Consider the following 15,854-nt stretch of genomic DNA (forward strand, 5'->3'; position numbering starts at 1 on the left):
CCCTGGGGGAGGTCGGCGAACGACCATGCACGTCACGCATCTGTCGCTGGCCGACTTCCGCTCGTACGCCCGGGTCGAGGTTCCGCTCGACCCGGGCGTCACCTCGTTCGTGGGCCCCAACGGGCAGGGCAAGACGAATCTCGTCGAGGCCGTCGGCTACCTCGCCACCCTCGGCAGCCACCGGGTCGCCTCGGACGCGCCCCTGGTGCGCATGGGCGCCGAGCGCGCGATCGTCCGGGCGCAGGTCAGGCAGGGCGAGCGGCAGCAGCTGATCGAGCTGGAGCTGAATCCGGGCAAGGCCAACCGTGCCCGCATCAACAGGTCCTCGCAGGTCAGACCCCGTGATGTGCTGGGCATCGTACGGACCGTGCTGTTCGCGCCCGAGGATCTCGCGCTGATCAAGGGCGATCCAGGTGAGCGGCGCCGTTTCCTGGACGAGCTGATCACCGCTCGCTCCCCGCGGATGGCGGGCGTGCGCTCGGACTACGAGCGGGTGCTCAAACAGCGCAACACACTCCTCAAGTCGGCCGCGCTCGCCCGACGGCACGGCGGCCGCTCCATGGACCTGTCGACCCTCGACGTGTGGGATCAGCACCTCGCGCGCGTGGGTGCCGAGCTGCTCGCCCAGCGCCTCGACCTGGTCGCCGTGATCCAGCCGCTCGCCGACAAGGCGTACGAGCAGCTGGCGCCCGGCGGCGGTCCGGTGGCCCTGGAGTACAAGCCGTCCGCGCCCGGTGAGGCACACACACGTGAGGACCTCTACGGGCAGCTGATGGCCGCGCTCGCGGACGTCCGCAAGCAGGAGATCGAGCGGGGCGTGACCCTGGTGGGCCCGCATCGGGACGACGTGATTCTCAAGCTCGGCCAGCTGCCCGCCAAGGGGTACGCCTCGCACGGCGAGTCCTGGTCGTACGCGCTGGCGCTGCGGCTGGCCTCGTACGACCTGCTGCGGGCCGAGGGCAACGAGCCGGTGCTGGTTCTGGACGACGTCTTCGCCGAGCTGGACGCCCGGCGGCGGGAACGGCTGGCCGAGCTGGTGGCTCCCGGTGAGCAGGTGCTGGTGACGGCGGCGGTCGACGACGACGTGCCGCATGTGCTCGCGGGGGCCAGGTACGCCGTGGCCGAGGGGGCGGTGGAGCGCGTATGACCGCCGACGAGCCCCCGAAGCGGGCCCCCGAGCCGTCCGGCGTCGACCTCGCGCGGGTGGCGCTCAGGGCGGCCCGCGAGCAGGCACGCGCGCGTGGGGACGCGGCTCAGCAGAAGAAGCAGGCACGGCGCGGTGGCGGCCTGCGCTCCGGCGCGCGCGCGGACGGCCGCGACCCCATGGCGCTGGGCGCGGCGATCAACCGGCTGCTCAACGAGCGCGGGTGGGAGGCGCCGGCGGCGGTGGGCGGTGTGATGGGCCGGTGGCCGCAGATCGTCGGCGAGGACGTGGCCAAGCACTGTGTGCCGGAGAAGTACGACGAGGACGAGCGGGCGCTGATCGTGCGCTGTGACTCCACGGCCTGGGCGACGAACCTGCGACTGCTCGCGCCGACTCTGGTCGCACGCCTCAACGAGGATCTGGGCCACGGGACGGTGCGGCAGATCAAGGTGCTCGGTCCCCATGGCCCCGCACGCCGCTACGGCCCCCTCAGGGCCCCTGGGAGCACCGGTCCCGGCGATACCTACGGGTGACGTGCGTCACGCTTTTCAAAGGCCGGGAGAGTCCTGCGGGGACCGCCCGGCCTTTGTCGCGTGTGCCTGCGTGCGGGTGCGAATTCGGACGTGACTCCCAAGTAGCCAAGGGTTGACACCCGGAAGCGCTGAGTGCCTCCGTGAGCCTCTTGGAGCCCCCTTCCGTATATCGGGACCCGGAAGAGACCGGTTGAGGGCGGCACATGCGGACTCAGGTACCGGCAAACCCCCATCAGTGTCAGTGCTACCGGTAGACTGGAAGCCAATCCCGCCCCGAACGTGGGGACCGCCCGGGAGAAGCTGAGCAACGCTGATCAAGGCTTACCAACGCAACATGCCGCAGCCGCTCCGGCAACCTGCCGACGAGCCTGGCTGGTGCTGTGCCAGAAAGGGCGCTTCGTGGCCGATTCCGGCAACCCCAACGAGAACATCCCGTCCACCGACGCCGGCGCGAGCGGCGGGGCAGCCGCCTCGACCAGCGAGGTCACCACCTCGTACGACGCCAGCGCCATTACCGTCCTCGAGGGTCTGGACGCGGTCCGTAAGCGACCCGGTATGTACATCGGCTCGACCGGCGAGCGCGGCCTGCACCACCTCGTGTACGAGGTCGTCGACAACTCGGTCGACGAGGCGCTGGCCGGCCACGCGGACACCATCGACGTGACGATCCTGGCCGACGGCGGTGTCCGCGTCATCGACAACGGCCGCGGTATCCCGGTGGGCATCGTCGCTTCCGAGGGCAAGCCGGCCCTCGAGGTCGTGCTGACCGTGCTGCACGCGGGCGGCAAGTTCGGCGGCGGCGGCTACGCGGTCTCCGGCGGTCTGCACGGCGTCGGCGTATCGGTCGTGAACGCCCTGTCGAGCAAGGTCGCGGTCGAGGTCAGGACCGACGGCCACCGCCACACGCAGGACTACAAGATGGGCGTCCCGACGGCCCCGCTCGTCAAGCACGAGGCCACCGACGAGACGGGCACCTCGGTCACCTTCTGGGCCGACGCCGACATCTTCGAGACCACCGAGTACTCCTTCGAGACGCTCTCGCGGCGCTTCCAGGAGATGGCGTTCCTCAACAAGGGTCTGACCATCAAGCTCACCGACGAGCGGGAGTCGGCGAAGGCCACCGCCGGTGCGGACGAGGCGGGTGCGGACGAGAAGGACGAGGTCAAGACCGTCACGTACCACTACGAGGGCGGCATCGTCGACTTCGTGAAGTACCTCAACTCCCGCAAGGGCGACGTGGTGCACCCGACGGTGATCGACCTCGAGGCGGAGGACAAGGAGAAGAGCCTCTCCCTCGAAGTCGCCATGCAGTGGAACAGCGGTTACACCGAGGGCGTGTACTCCTTCGCCAACATCATCCACACGCATGAGGGCGGTACGCACGAGGAGGGCTTCCGCGCGGCGTTGACGAACCTCGTCAACAAGTACGCGCGCGACAAGAAGCTGCTGCGCGAGAAGGACGACAACCTCACGGGTGACGACATCCGCGAGGGTCTGACGGCGATCATCTCCGTCAAGCTGAGCGAGCCCCAGTTCGAGGGTCAGACGAAGACCAAGCTGGGCAACACGGAGGCGAAGACCTTCGTCCAGAAGGCGGTCTACGAGCACCTCAACGACTGGCTGGACCGCAACCCGGTGGAGGCAGCGGACATCGTCCGCAAGGGCATCCAGGCGGCCACCGCGCGCGTGGCGGCCCGCAAGGCCCGCGACCTGACCCGGCGCAAGGGTCTGCTGGAGTCGGCGTCCCTGCCGGGCAAACTCTCCGACTGCCAGTCGAACGACCCCATCAAGTGCGAGATCTTCATCGTCGAGGGTGACTCCGCCGGCGGTTCGGCCAAGTCCGGCCGCAACCCGCAGTACCAGGCGATCCTTCCGATCCGGGGCAAGATCCTCAACGTCGAGAAGGCGCGGATCGACAAGATCCTCCAGAACCAGGAGATCCAGGCGCTCATCTCGGCCTTCGGCACCGGTGTGCACGAGGACTTCGACATCTCCAAGCTCCGCTATCACAAGATCATTCTGATGGCGGACGCCGACGTCGACGGCCAGCACATCAACACCCTGCTGCTGACCTTCCTGTTCCGCTTCATGCGGCCGCTGGTCGAGGCCGGGCACGTGTTCCTCTCGCGCCCCCCGCTGTACAAGATCAAGTGGGGCCGGGAGGACATCGAGTACGCGTACTCCGACCGGGAGCGCGACGCGCTGCTCGAGATGGGCCGCCAGCGCGGCAAGCGCGTGCGCGAGGACTCGATCCAGCGCTTCAAGGGCCTCGGTGAGATGAACGCCGAGGAACTGCGCATCACGACCATGGACCAGGAGCACCGCGTCCTCGGCCAGGTCACCCTCGACGACGCCGCCCAGGCCGACGACCTGTTCTCGGTCCTGATGGGCGAGGACGTCGAAGCGCGTCGCGCGTTCATCCAGCGCAACGCCAAGGACGTCCGGTTCCTCGACATCTGAGTCGGTCTCAGCTGACCGCACCAGAAAGGATTCTCACCAGCAATGACCGACGAGAACACTCCCGTCACCCCTGAAGAGGGCGGCGACGTCGTGATGCGCATCGAGCCCGTCGGGCTCGAGACGGAAATGCAGCGCTCGTACCTCGACTACGCGATGTCCGTCATCGTCTCCCGCGCGCTGCCGGACGTCCGGGACGGCCTCAAGCCCGTCCACCGCCGCGTCCTGTACGCCATGTACGACGGCGGCTACCGGCCCGAGAAGGGCTTCTACAAGTGCGCCCGCGTCGTCGGCGACGTCATGGGCAACTACCACCCGCACGGCGACTCCTCGATCTACGACGCGCTGGTCCGCCTCGCGCAGCCGTGGTCGATGCGGATGCCGCTGGTGGACTCCAACGGCAACTTCGGCTCTCCCGGCAACGACCCGGCGGCCGCCATGCGGTACACCGAGTGCAAGATGATGCCGCTGTCCATGGAGATGGTCCGCGACATCGACGAGGAGACCGTCGACTTCACGGACAACTACGACGGCCGCTCCCAGGAGCCGACCGTCCTGCCGGCCCGGTTCCCGAACCTGCTGATCAACGGTTCGGCCGGCATCGCGGTCGGCATGGCGACCAACATCCCGCCGCACAACCTGCGCGAGGTCGCGTCCGGCGCCCAGTGGTACCTGGAGAACCCGGAGGCCTCGCACGAGGAGCTCCTCGACGCCCTCATCGAGCGCATCAAGGGCCCCGACTTCCCGACCGGCGCGCTCGTCGTCGGCCGCAAGGGCATCGAGGAGGCGTACCGCACGGGCCGTGGCTCCATCACGATGCGCGCGGTCGTCGAGGTCGAGGAGATCCAGAACCGCCAGTGCCTGGTGGTCACGGAGCTGCCGTACCAGACGAACCCCGACAACCTCGCGCAGAAGATCGCCGACCTGGTGAAGGACGGCAAGGTCGGCGGCATCGCGGACGTCCGTGACGAGACGTCGTCCCGTACGGGCCAGCGCCTGGTCATCGTCCTGAAGCGGGACGCGGTCGCCAAGGTCGTCCTCAACAACCTGTACAAGCACACGGACCTCCAGTCGAACTTCGGCGCCAACATGCTGGCCCTGGTCGACGGTGTCCCGCGCACGCTCTCGCTGGACGCGTTCATCCGCCACTGGGTGGCGCACCAGATCGAGGTCATCGTCCGCCGTACGCGCTTCCGGCTGCGCAAGGCGGAGGAGCGGGCGCACATCCTGCGCGGCCTGCTGAAGGCCCTGGACGCCATCGACGAGGTCATCGCGCTGATCCGGCGCAGCGACACCGTCGACATCGCGCGCACGGGCCTGATGGAGCTCCTGGAGATCGACGAGATCCAGGCCAACGCCATCCTCGAGATGCAGCTGCGCCGACTGGCCGCCCTGGAGCGACAGAAGATCATCCAGGAGCACGACGAGCTCCAGGCGAAGATCACCGAGTACAACGCGATCCTGGCCTCGCCGGTACGCCAGCGCGGCATCGTGAGCGAGGAACTGGCCGCGATCGTCGAGAAGTACGGCGACGACCGCAAGACGATGCTGGTGCCCTACGACGGTGACATGTCCATCGAGGACCTGATCGCCGAGGAGGACATCGTCGTCACCATCTCGCGCGGTGGCTACGTCAAGCGCACGAAGACGGACGACTACCGCTCCCAGAAGCGTGGCGGCAAGGGCGTGCGCGGGGCGAAGCTCAAGGAAGACGACATCGTCGACCACTTCTTCGTCTCCACCACGCACCACTGGCTGCTGTTCTTCACCAACAAGGGCCGGGTGTACCGGGCGAAGGCGTACGAGCTGCCCGACGCCGGTCGCGACGCGCGGGGACAGCACGTCGCGAACCTGCTCGCCTTCCAGCCGGACGAGGCGATCGCCGAGATCCTCGCGATCCGCGACTACGAGGCGGCGCCCTACCTGGTCCTGGCCACCAAGGGCGGCCTGGTCAAGAAGACGCCTCTGAAGGATTACGATTCGCCGCGTGCCGGTGGTGTCATCGCGATCAACCTCCGTGAAACGGAGGACGGTTCCGACGACGAACTGATCGGAGCCGAACTCGTCTCGGCCGACGATGATCTGCTTCTGATCAGCAAGAAGGCCCAGTCGATCCGGTTCACCGCCACGGACGAATCCCTGCGGCCCATGGGCCGTGCCACCTCGGGTGTCAAGGGCATGAGCTTCCGTGAGGGAGACCAGCTGCTCTCGATGAATGTTGTTCGACCCGGTACGTTCGTGTTCACTGCCACAGACGGTGGGTACGCGAAGCGGACCGCCGTCGACGAGTACCGCGTCCAGGGTCGCGGCGGCCTGGGTATCAAGGCTGCCAAGATCGTCGAGGATCGCGGTTCGCTCGTCGGCGCGCTGGTGGTCGAGGAGACCGACGAGATCCTCGCCATCACGCTGTCCGGCGGTGTGATTCGTACGCGAGTCAACGAGGTCAGGGAGACGGGCCGTGACACCATGGGCGTCCAACTGATCAACCTGGGCAAGCGCGATGCCGTCGTCGGTATCGCACGTAACGCCGAGGCGGGGCGCGAGGCGGAGGAGGTCGACGGCGAGGTCGCCGTGGACGAGACCGTCGAGGCAGCCACGACCACCGGCACGGACGAGGGTGAGTCGCCCTCGGCCGAGTAGCACGAGGAGAGAGTCATCGTGAGCGGAGCCACGGGCGCCGGTACGTCTGCCGGTACGGGAAAGAACGGCGGCGGCCGTGGCTCCGCCGCGCCGGCGGGGGACGCGCGTACGACCGACGCGCGGGGCGCGGGGGGTGCCGAGGGGCGTGCGGCGGACACCCACACGACCCAGTTGAAGGCCATCAAGCCCTCTGCGGCCGACTCGCCCTCACCCTCGACCGACAGGCAAGGATCGAAGGGATCCCAGGGGGGAACCGTGACGGACACCAGAGGCACACAGGCCAAGCAGGAGGCATCGCCGCTTCCCGGTGACCGCCAGCCGCCGCAGCAGCCCGCCGGGCCCTACCACCCGCCGCGGGCCTACCCGGCCCAGGCGCCCGCGGCGCCTGCCGCGGCCGGCGCCGTACGGCGTCCGCGGACCGGCGCCCGCACCACGCCCCGGGTGCGCAAGGCCCGGCTGCGGGTGTCGAAGGCCGACCCCTGGTCGGTGATGAAGGTCAGCTTCCTGCTCTCCATCGCCCTGGGCATCTGCACGATCGTCGCGGCAGCCGTCCTGTGGATGGTCATGGACGCGATGGGCGTCTTCTCGACGGTCGGCAGCACGGTCTCGGAGGCGACCGGCTCGAACGAGTCGAACGGCTTCGACCTCCAGTCGTTCCTGTCGTTGTCCCACGTCCTGATGTTCACGTCGATCATCGCGGTCATCGACGTCGTTCTCGCGACCGCGCTCGCGACGCTCGGCGCGTTCATCTACAACCTGTCCGCGGGCTTCGTCGGCGGCGTCGAGCTGACGCTGGCCGAGGACGAGTGACCTCTGCCGTCGCAGCGGTTCCAAACCCTGTTGGGCGTCCCGCGACTATCGATTTTGGGACTGCCCACGTCGTGCGCTAATCTTCAGGAGTCAGCGCGCGGGACACACACCGCAGAGCGCGGCGGGGCTATAGCTCAGTTGGTTAGAGCGCATCCCTGATAAGGATGAGGCCACAGGTTCAAATCCTGTTAGCCCCACCAGACACGAAGGCCCCCAACCGATCATGGTTGGGGGCCTTCTGCATCGGCGGCCGGCATCAACGGCCGTGTACGGCCGCTGTCGGTCGATGAGCCGGTCCTCCAGGCTCCGGGAACCCCTAGGCTCGCCGGATGACCTTGGAATGGGAACAGGTAATCGTTCACTCGGCGGATCCGGGGGCCCTGGGACGGTGGTGGGCCGAGGCTCTTGGGTGGGTCGTGGTCCACTCCTCCCGCGATGAGTTCGAGATCCGCCGGGAGCCGGACCGCCTGCCGGGCTTGGAATTCGTCCGGCTCGAGGAGAGCAAGCAGGGCAAGAGCCGGCTGCATCTCGACTTCAGGCCTGATGACCAGGACGCCGAGGTGGCCCGCCTCGAGGCTCATGGCGCGAAGCGTGTCGACATCGGCCAGGGTGACCAGTCGTGGGTCGTCATGGCAGACCCCGAAGGCAACGAGTTCTGTGTCCTTGGCCCACGGCGGGGTGAGAACCCCTGACCAGGGACGAGTGAGTGCGGTGGGGGCACGGCGAAGGCCCGGTGGCTCCAGGGGAGCTGCCGGGCCTGCTCGTGCGGGCTGTACGCAAGTTCGCCGTTACGTCGGGGGAGGCGGCACCGGGCGTGCCAGGGGCTCAGCGCTGCAGCGGGGTGGCCGGCTCGGCCGGGTCCGCGGAGTCGCAGGAAGCGGCGGTGTCCTCGGCCGCTTCCGTGTCCGGGAGGCCGCGGTGGCGGCAGCTCGGTGACTTGCCGTGTGCCTCTGCGCGGATGCGCTGCTTCATCGTGGGGGGCAGGGAGCGGGCTTGGGCCAAGACCCAGGGAGCCGCGACCGTCGGCCACACCGTCGTGTCCGTGGGGGGCATGCTCTCGCCGCCGCGCGTCGAAGCGGTCTGCGCCGCCGCCGTGGTGGCGGTCGTCGTGATGAGTCCGAGCGCCGTGCACAGCGCGAGGAAGGCGGTGACGATGGCGGTCCACAGCTTCATGACCCGGTTCTCGGGCATGGCCCCTCACTTTCGGGTTGGGCGATTTGCGTACTTTCCTCATGATGTGTAGGGAGGGCGCGAAGTGGTGGACCGACGCTCGCGGCGTGGCGTTGTTCTGATGAACACCACCCGGATGGCCGCAAACAGCTCCAAAAGCGGAGAAGTAAGGATCAGACGGTATGAGCACGGACGAAAATCACCGTCCGTGCGGATGTGATCACCCTCCGATCGGAGTGGTGTGATCCGCTCCTACTGCGCTGCCGAGGGCGGCAGTTGAGGGGCGGACGCAGGTCACCGATCGGTATCGGTCGGTGTGTATAGTCGGGCGCCAGAGGTCCCCTACGTCAAGGAAAGACGAGGTCGCGCGGTGAAGAAGCTTCTCCTGGTCGCACTGGCCGCCATCGGCGGGCTCCTCGTGTACCGCCAGATCCAGGCGGATCGCGCCGAGCAGGATCTGTGGACGGAGGCGACTGACTCCGTGCCCACGGGTTCGTGAGTATCGATACCGAAGACTGAACAGACCCCGGCCGCCGCTCGCGGTCGGGGTTTTGTGTTGCGGATCCCCCGGCCCGCGGTTAGAGGCGGCCTTTTCGGACGCTCGTACGGAATGCGGGGGTGGCACGCGCGCGTGCGGGAGAGGATGGCCCACGTTCGGTCGAAGGCGAGGGGGCGGGGTCGATGGGCCGGCGTACGGGGCATGGAGCGGCCGTGTGGCGGGCCGTCGCGCGGAGCACGGTCGTAGGAGCGGTGCTCTGTGCGGCGCCGGCGGTGCTGCCCGTACCGGCAGCCGTTGCCGCGCCGGACGTCCCGTCGTACGCCTTCGCCGACGACGTCCGCAGCGCCCCCGCGACGACCGGCACCACCGGCGCCGCCCGCCTGGAACCCGGCGCGACGTACCGGAGTTCCCTCCCGGGCGAGGACAAGGCCTACTACCGCCTCGAACTCGACGGCGTGTCGGACGTGTACGTCTCCGTCACGGCCATCCCGCGCGCGGGAACCGCACTCTCCGCCGGGGACGGGATCAGCGTCTCCGTGCAGGACGCCGACAGCGTCACGTGCTCCTCCGACTCCGTGACCGTCGGGACCGCCGTGAGCCCCCAGCCGCTCACCGCCTGGGGAGCGCGCGAACTCCTGCCGGGCAAGGGGGTGTGCCAGAAGACCGGTACGTACTACGTCGTCGTCGAGCGCACCGGCACGGACAGTGGAACCGGCAGCGGTGAGCAGGACACGGACCTTTCCGACGGCCGGTCCTGGGACCTGGAGCTCGCGCCCGTATCCGAAGCGCCCCTGGCGAAGGCGGCCGACACGCGCGTGCCCGAGGTGTGGGACTCGTCCACGCCCACGCCGCCCGTGGACGAGCCGGCCTCCGTCCGGGGCGGGGCAGGCTTCGCCGAGGCGGCCGCCGTGAAACAGGGCGTCCGGAGCGACGAGATCGTCCCCGGGCAGACCCTCTTCTACAAGGTGCCCGTCGACTGGGGGCAGCAGTTGTCCGCCACCGTCGACCTGGGCAGTGCGGAGAAGAACTCCGGGTATGTGGTCGACGCTCTGGAGATGACGCTCTACAACCCGGTGCGCGCCTCGGTCAAGGACACGGGCATCGGTTACGGAGGCAGCCAGAAGTCGGCCTCGCTGCCCCCGGTCCCGCCGGTCGGATACGCCAACCGGTACGCCCCCACCGACCCGACGAAGTCCCTGCGGTTCGCCGGCTCGTACTACCTCGTGGTGCACCTCGCCGCGCAGGTCGCCGATCGTTTCGGTGAGGGGCCGTACGGGCTGACCCTGCGCGTCCGGCTCGGCGGCAGCACCCAGGCCGGTCCGGGCTACGCGCGGCAGTCGGTGCCGCGCGGGTTCTTCGACGTCGGCGCTCCTGACCCCGTGCTCTCGGGGAGCGGGAGCCCGGTGGGTGCCGACGCGTCGGGTGACGGAGCGTCGGGCGGCGATCCCGCGATGAAGGCGATCGCCGTGGGCGGCATCGGCACCGGAAGCGTGCTGCTGATGGTGCTCGGGGTCTGGACGCTGACCGCCCGGCGCCGGGCGGCGGTTCAGATGCGCGTCAACGCCCAGAACCCCACGGCGTAGCAGACCAGCGCGAGGAACAGCAGCGGCAGCGCGACCCTGGCGGGCGGACCGGGACGCTCACGGCGGGCGGCACGATGCCCTCGGCGCCGGCCGTGCGGCGAGACGACCTGCGGCGAAGACGGGGCCTGCGGGGCTCGTGTGGCCTGAGGGTCGTGGGCGGTGTAGGAGGCGGTGGACACCTCACCGTGTTGCCCACGGGTGGGCAACACGAATGTGGGCTCGTACGGGGGCGCGGCCATGGGGCCGGGCGTCGGCGCGTAGGCGGGGGGATACGGAGTGGAGGGCTCCGGGGCTCCGGGTTCGGTGAAGGAGCCGGCCGCCGGTTGCGGGGGAGGCAGGTGGAAGCTGCCGGTGTCCGACATGGAGGGAGCGGGCGCGGGCGCCGAGGCGGGGGCGGAGGTGGCCGACCGCGGGGTCGGTCGCGGGGTCGGTCGTGTGGGCCGACGTGGATCGGTAGGCGTCGAATCCGGTTGCTGCCGTGGGTCGTTCGGCACGGAGCCCGGCGCATGGCCTGGCGCGGACGGTACGGATCCCCCGCCCGGCCACACCGACCCACCACCGACGCTGGGTCCCGGGCCACCACCGACGCCCGAGCCCGTTCCGGCACCCGACCCCGAGCCCGTTCCGGTACCCGACCCCGAGCCTGTGCCGGTACCCGACCCCGAGCCTGTGCCGGTACCCGAGTTCGTACCAGTACCAGTACCAGTACCCGTGCCTGGGCGGGCCGGATCAGGCGCTCCGTCCGGCCGGGAGGGCAGCCTGCCTGTGCCCGGATGGGCAGGAGCGGCGGGCGACGCTGGATCGGAGGGGAGTGAACCGGTGCCCGGAGGGGCTCCAACGGGGGCCACTCCCGGACGGGCGGGCAGCGACCCGATGTCCCGGCCGGCCGACTGGGGCGCGCCGTCCGGCAGAACCGAACCGGGTGCGGCGCCGAGACCGCCGGACTCGGGTGGGGTGTGCGGGCGTCCTGGGTCAGCTGCGGCGCCCGAGCCACCGGGACCGGGTGCGGTGTGCGGGCGGCTCGGACCGGGAGCGGCGCCCGAGCCACCGGGGCCGAGAGCGGCGCCCGGGCCGCCTGGATCGGGAGCGTGGCCCAGGCCTCCCAGGTCGGGAGCGTGGTGGCCCAGGCCGCCCGCACCGAGAGCGTCTCCCAGGCCTGCCCGGTCGGGAGCGGCGCCCAATCTGCCCGCACCGGGAGCGTCTCCCAGGCCTGCCCGGTCGGGAGCGGCGCCCAATCTGCCCGCACCGGGAGCGTCTCCCAGGCCTGCCCGATCGGGAGCGGCGCCCAGGTCGCCCCGCTCAGGCGCGGTGCTCAGATGGCCCGTATCGGAGGTGGTGTGCCGGCGGCCTGGGTCGGTTGTGCTGTGTGGGCGGCCGGGGTCGGGTGCGGTGTGTGGCCGGATCTGTTCTGGGGTGGTGTGCGGGCTGCTCTGTTCTGGGGTGGTGTTCGGGTGGGGAGCCCGGGAGTTGGGGGGCCTTGGTCGTCTTGGCGGGCCGTCGGGGCCGAAACCCGGTGGCAGCGGTCCGAGCTGGTCGAAGATCTCGATCAGCTCGTCGTCCGGGCCGGGCTCGGGCAGCAGCTCGACGGCCGCGGCGAGTGCCTTGCGCGCCCCCGTGGCCGTGCGGAAGCGGGCCTGCGGGTCCGGCTGGAGCAGGGTGGCGACCACCTGCCACAGCGGCTCCGGCACACTCTTGGGGGCGCCCGGAGTCCCGTGCTCCGCGAAGTACTGGACGAGCGCCTTGGCGTCCGGCTTGGCGCCTTCCAGCAGATACAGCGCGACCAGGCCGACGGCGAACAGGTCGGCGGGGAAGTCCGGTTCGGCGCCCATCATCTGCTCGGGCGCGAGGTAACCGGGCGTTCCCACCACGAGGTTGGTCTCGGTCAGCCGGGGCTCGCCGAGCCGCATCGCGATGCCGAAGTCGGAGAGCCTGAGGCGCGGCCGGGCCGTACCGGTGGCCTCCAGCAGGATGTTGGCCGGTTTGATGTCGCGGTGCACGACACCTTCCGCGTGGACCGCGGTGAGCCCGGAGAGCAACTGGTCGAGCAGCGTGCACACGAAGACCGGGGGCAGCGGGCCGTAGTCGCCGACGAGATGGACCAGCGAACCGCCGGCCACCAGATCCATGGTGAACAGGACCTTGTCGTCGTCGGCGGCCCAGCTGGCGGGCGCGAGCACATGGGGATGGTCGATCCGCAGCGCCTGCTCGCGGACGAAGCGCAGCAGCGCGTGCGCGTCGCTCTGCTGGAGCACCTTGGCCGCCACATAGCGGCGGCGGCGGTGGTCCCAGGCACGCCAGACCGCACCCACCCCTCCGCGACCGATCGGGTCGGCCAGTTCGTACCGTCCGGCGAAGACCTCACCCATGGCTGTGCGTCGCTCCTCCCCCTGGTCCCGCTCGGGTCTCCCCCTCTGCCCCTCTGCTTCCCCCGCGATGAGCGATACGACCCCCGTGTGCCCCGCTGTGTCCTGACGCCCCCCGAGCTGCCGACTGCCCGGCTGCCGAACCCCCTTCGGCGACCGGGCCGAGGGCTCAGTTCTGGTGGGACTGGTAGTGCGTGACCGCGTCGGACGTACGGCCCGCGCCGTACACCCGGAGGAACTCTGCCAGTTCCGGGTGGGTCGGGGCGAGAGTGTCGGCGGCGTCGATGATGTCTCCGGCGGCGGCCACCGAGCGCAGCAGGGACTGGATCTCGCGGACGACCCGCTTGACCGTGGGCGCACCCGAACCACTCGTCGTCTGTGTGGTGTTGCTGAGCACCGAGCCCCCCTGGGACCGCTTGATCTCGTCCATGCGCTCGGTCGCCTCGGCGGCGCTGACGCTGCCGTCCGCGACCTGTGCCGCCAACTCCTGTAGCAGCTGCACCCGCTGCACCACGGCCGGGTTGCCGATCTTCGCCCGCTGACCGCTCATCAGCTGCGACAGCATCGGCGCCGAGAGTCCCAGTACCCCAGCGAGACGAGCCTGGTTGAGGCCGAGATCGTCGATGAGCTTACGGAAGAGCGCCCCCAGCGGCTCCCCGTACCAGTTCCGCTGAAGTTCCCGCGCTCTCGCGGTCGCTTCCTGCTGTGCGGCGTCCATTGCGTCTCCCCATCGCTTCCCCAGAAACCGCGGTTCGCTGTAGCGAACCGCGTCCGAGCATCTTACGGAGAGTGGTCATCCGCGGGGACCCCCAATCTTTTTGCGAGATACCCCGGGTGACCCGGTACTCTGGTCTGCGGCGCCCGCCGGTACGAGGTTTTCCGGCCGGACGTCTCTTGCGGGGCCTTAGCTCAGTTGGTAGAGCGCTGTCTTTGCATGGCAGATGTCAGGGGTTCGACTCCCCTAGGCTCCACGTGAAAGACCCCGCCCACCTGCGGAAACGCAGGTGGGTGGGGTCTTTTTCCATAAGGGGGCGCAGGTGGGCCGTCGGCCGCTCAGCTGCGGTCGTCGCGGTTCGCGGCCTCCTCCTCGGCTTCCTTGGCCTGCACCTCGGCGTCGAGGACCGACGGGTCACCGCTGCCGTCCACAGAGGTCAGGCCGCCCGAGGCGGGTACCTCCGTGGCCGCCGGCGGCTCGACCAGCCAGTCCGGGTTGGCCTGCTTGTCCCACCACTTCCAGGCCGCGTAGGCACCGCCGGCCACGGCACCGAGGACGATCAGCGCCTTGGCCAGCTTGCCCGCCTTGGCCCGACGCCGGTGCCTGCGCGTCAGCTTCTCGATCTCCTTCGGCGTCACCTGGCCGCGCAGAGCGGCCAGCGCCGCGACACCTCGGGCGGCGGCCTCGTCCTTCACGGGCCCGGCCGCGGCCACCGCCTGTTCGATCCTCGGCCGGGAGTAGTCGGCGGCCTGTCGTGCGACCAGCCGAGTGCGGGCGGCCGCTTCCTGCGCGGCCAGGTCCACCTTCGGCGGGACATGGGTCTTCGCCTGCTCCAGACGCGGGGCGACGTGGGCGTCGTACTGCACGCGGGCCTGTTCTGCGGCGAGCGACACCTTGGGCGCGAGCCGTACACGGGCCTCATGCGCGTAGAGCGCGGCCCGTTCCTTGGCCGTGTCGGCGTAGGGCGCCACCACTTCCGCGGCGTGCAGCACGCTGTCCTTCGCCGAGCCGGTCGCGGCGCGCACGCTGTCGATGCGGGTCACGGGTTCCTCCTCCTCGGTGGCGTACGGTATTTCGACTTTCCACCCTTTTACGGATCATGCCTGTCAATGGCCGTCCCGGCACGCGCGGACGGGCATACGGGTGCTGATCACATGCGATAGGGGACGGATCGGGGACAAGGGCAATAGAGGGTCGACAGGGCGACAAAGCCGACGATGCCACGGATCGGCGCCGCCCGCTCCCGTCCCGGAAGGGTCGGATGCTTTTGTGTACCCGAACCGGCGGTTCTGATGCCGGGGCGGACTGTCGGACGATGCCTGACCCGGACCGTGCGAGGATCTGTGGGTCACAGAGAGACAACGGAAGGCAGACCGTGGCCGAGCACCTGTACGCCACCCTGAAGACCAACCACGGCGACATCGAGATCCGGCTCTACCCGGACCACGCCCCGAAGACGGTCAAGAACTTCGTCGACCTCGCGACCGGCGAGCGTGAGTGGGTCAACCCGGAGACCGGCGTGCGGTCCAAGGACAAGCTGTACGACGGCACGGTCTTCCACCGCGTGATCAGCGGGTTCATGATCCAGGGCGGCGACCCGCTGGGCAACGGGACCGGCGGCCCCGGCTACCAGTTCGAGGACGAGTTCCACCCGGACCTGCGCTTCGACAGGCCCTACCTGCTGGCCATGGCCAACGCCGGCCCGGCGACCAACGGCTCGCAGTTCTTCATCACCGTCTCCCCGACGGCCTGGCTGACCCGCAAGCACACCATCTTCGGCGAGGTCGTCGACCCGGCCGGCCAGAAGGTGGTGGACGTCATCGCGGCCGCCCAGACCAACCCGCGCACCGACCGCCCGCTGAAGGACGTCGTCATCGAGTCGGTCGTCGTCGAGAGCCGCAAGAGCTGAGGCGACGCCCCGGCGCACCCTCGGGAACCAC

12 protein-coding genes, 2 tRNA genes and 1 pseudogene are annotated in these 15,854 nt (G+C 69.8%); 11 read left to right on the top strand and 4 right to left on the bottom strand.

Annotated features, from left to right (window positions below):
- Positions 1 to 25: 25 nt before the first annotated feature.
- From recF to QQM72_RS34840, 7 genes are all read left to right on the top strand, one after another.
- Positions 26 to 1,147: a DNA replication/repair protein RecF gene (gene recF / locus QQM72_RS34810; protein ID WP_314224792.1), complete on the top strand. Its 1,122-nt coding sequence runs from the start codon at positions 26 to 28 to the stop codon at positions 1,145 to 1,147.
- Positions 1,144 to 1,677 carry a DUF721 domain-containing protein gene (locus QQM72_RS34815; RefSeq protein ID WP_314224793.1) on the top strand — a complete coding sequence of 178 codons (534 nt, stop codon included), beginning with the start codon at positions 1,144 to 1,146 and terminating at the stop codon, positions 1,675 to 1,677. The genes recF and QQM72_RS34815 overlap by 4 nt, the downstream gene beginning before the upstream one ends.
- A gap of 375 nt (positions 1,678 to 2,052) precedes the next feature.
- Positions 2,053 to 4,137 carry a DNA topoisomerase (ATP-hydrolyzing) subunit B gene (gyrB, locus tag QQM72_RS34820; protein WP_314224794.1) on the top strand — a complete coding sequence of 695 codons (2,085 nt, stop codon included), beginning with the start codon at positions 2,053 to 2,055 and terminating at the stop codon, positions 4,135 to 4,137.
- Positions 4,138 to 4,179: 42 nt separating this feature from the next.
- Positions 4,180 to 6,774 (top strand): DNA gyrase subunit A, encoded by a 2,595-nt coding sequence (gene gyrA, locus QQM72_RS34825; RefSeq protein ID WP_314224795.1) that lies wholly within the window; start codon positions 4,180 to 4,182, stop codon positions 6,772 to 6,774.
- A gap of 18 nt (positions 6,775 to 6,792) precedes the next feature.
- A complete protein-coding gene (locus QQM72_RS34830) occupies positions 6,793 to 7,584 on the top strand; it encodes a DUF3566 domain-containing protein (RefSeq protein ID WP_314224796.1) in 792 nt (263 codons plus the stop codon).
- 123 nt (positions 7,585 to 7,707) lie between these two features.
- Positions 7,708 to 7,784, top strand: a tRNA-Ile gene (locus tag QQM72_RS34835).
- Positions 7,785 to 7,913: 129 nt separating this feature from the next.
- Positions 7,914 to 8,276: a VOC family protein gene (locus QQM72_RS34840; protein WP_314224797.1), complete on the top strand. Its 363-nt coding sequence runs from the start codon at positions 7,914 to 7,916 to the stop codon at positions 8,274 to 8,276.
- 133 nt (positions 8,277 to 8,409) lie between these two features.
- Here the strand turns inward: QQM72_RS34840 and QQM72_RS34845 are convergent, their stop codons facing one another.
- Positions 8,410 to 8,775: a DUF6344 domain-containing protein gene (locus tag QQM72_RS34845; protein ID WP_314224798.1), complete on the bottom strand. Its 366-nt coding sequence runs from the start codon at positions 8,773 to 8,775 to the stop codon at positions 8,410 to 8,412.
- Positions 8,776 to 9,124: 349 nt separating this feature from the next.
- On the opposite strand from QQM72_RS34845, the gene QQM72_RS34850 reads away from it, so the two are divergent.
- Positions 9,125 to 9,253 (top strand): DLW-39 family protein, encoded by a 129-nt coding sequence (locus tag QQM72_RS34850; protein ID WP_003999697.1) that lies wholly within the window; start codon positions 9,125 to 9,127, stop codon positions 9,251 to 9,253.
- A gap of 212 nt (positions 9,254 to 9,465) precedes the next feature.
- Entirely contained in the window at positions 9,466 to 10,836 is a 1,371-nt protein-coding gene (locus tag QQM72_RS34855) for a hypothetical protein (RefSeq protein ID WP_314224799.1), read from the top strand.
- A gap of 1,481 nt (positions 10,837 to 12,317) precedes the next feature.
- Here QQM72_RS34855 and QQM72_RS34860 read toward each other — a convergent pair.
- Together QQM72_RS34860 and QQM72_RS34865 are read right to left on the bottom strand one after the other, a co-directional pair.
- A pseudogene (locus QQM72_RS34860) lies at positions 12,318 to 13,202 on the bottom strand (serine/threonine-protein kinase); the annotation flags it as partial.
- A gap of 166 nt (positions 13,203 to 13,368) precedes the next feature.
- The gene (locus QQM72_RS34865) at positions 13,369 to 13,917 is read right to left on the bottom strand and encodes a helix-turn-helix domain-containing protein (RefSeq protein ID WP_020130633.1); all 549 of its coding nucleotides are present in this window, start codon (positions 13,915 to 13,917) and stop codon (positions 13,369 to 13,371) included.
- A 180-nt stretch (positions 13,918 to 14,097) separates the two neighbouring features.
- Here QQM72_RS34865 and QQM72_RS34870 point away from each other — a divergent pair.
- Positions 14,098 to 14,170: transfer RNA gene (locus tag QQM72_RS34870), tRNA-Ala, on the top strand.
- A gap of 82 nt (positions 14,171 to 14,252) precedes the next feature.
- Here the strand turns inward: QQM72_RS34870 and QQM72_RS34875 are convergent.
- A complete protein-coding gene (locus QQM72_RS34875) occupies positions 14,253 to 14,957 on the bottom strand; it encodes a DUF5324 family protein (RefSeq protein ID WP_314224800.1) in 705 nt (234 codons plus the stop codon).
- 332 nt (positions 14,958 to 15,289) lie between these two features.
- Between QQM72_RS34875 and QQM72_RS34880 the strand changes: the two genes are divergently transcribed.
- The gene (locus QQM72_RS34880; protein ID WP_314224801.1) at positions 15,290 to 15,823 is read left to right on the top strand and encodes a peptidylprolyl isomerase; all 534 of its coding nucleotides are present in this window, start codon (positions 15,290 to 15,292) and stop codon (positions 15,821 to 15,823) included.
- Positions 15,824 to 15,854: the final 31 nt, after the last annotated feature.

Origin of the sequence: Streptomyces zaehneri, assembly GCF_032248645.1 — a bacterium.
Lineage (GTDB): Bacteria > Actinomycetota > Actinomycetes > Streptomycetales > Streptomycetaceae > Streptomyces > Streptomyces coriariae.

Excerpts from the sequence above, each read along its gene's own strand:
- recF (WP_314224792.1), top strand. The coding sequence starts at position 26 with ATGCACGTCACGCATCTGTCGCTGGCCGACTTCCGCTCGTACGCCCGG.
- QQM72_RS34815 (WP_314224793.1), top strand. The coding sequence starts at position 1,144 with ATGACCGCCGACGAGCCCCCGAAGCGGGCCCCCGAGCCGTCCGGCGTC.
- gyrA (WP_314224795.1), top strand. The coding sequence starts at position 4,180 with ATGACCGACGAGAACACTCCCGTCACCCCTGAAGAGGGCGGCGACGTC.
- QQM72_RS34840 (WP_314224797.1), top strand. The coding sequence starts at position 7,914 with ATGACCTTGGAATGGGAACAGGTAATCGTTCACTCGGCGGATCCGGGG.
- QQM72_RS34845 (WP_314224798.1), bottom strand. The coding sequence starts at position 8,775 with ATGCCCGAGAACCGGGTCATGAAGCTGTGGACCGCCATCGTCACCGCC.
- QQM72_RS34865 (WP_020130633.1), bottom strand. The coding sequence starts at position 13,917 with ATGGACGCCGCACAGCAGGAAGCGACCGCGAGAGCGCGGGAACTTCAG.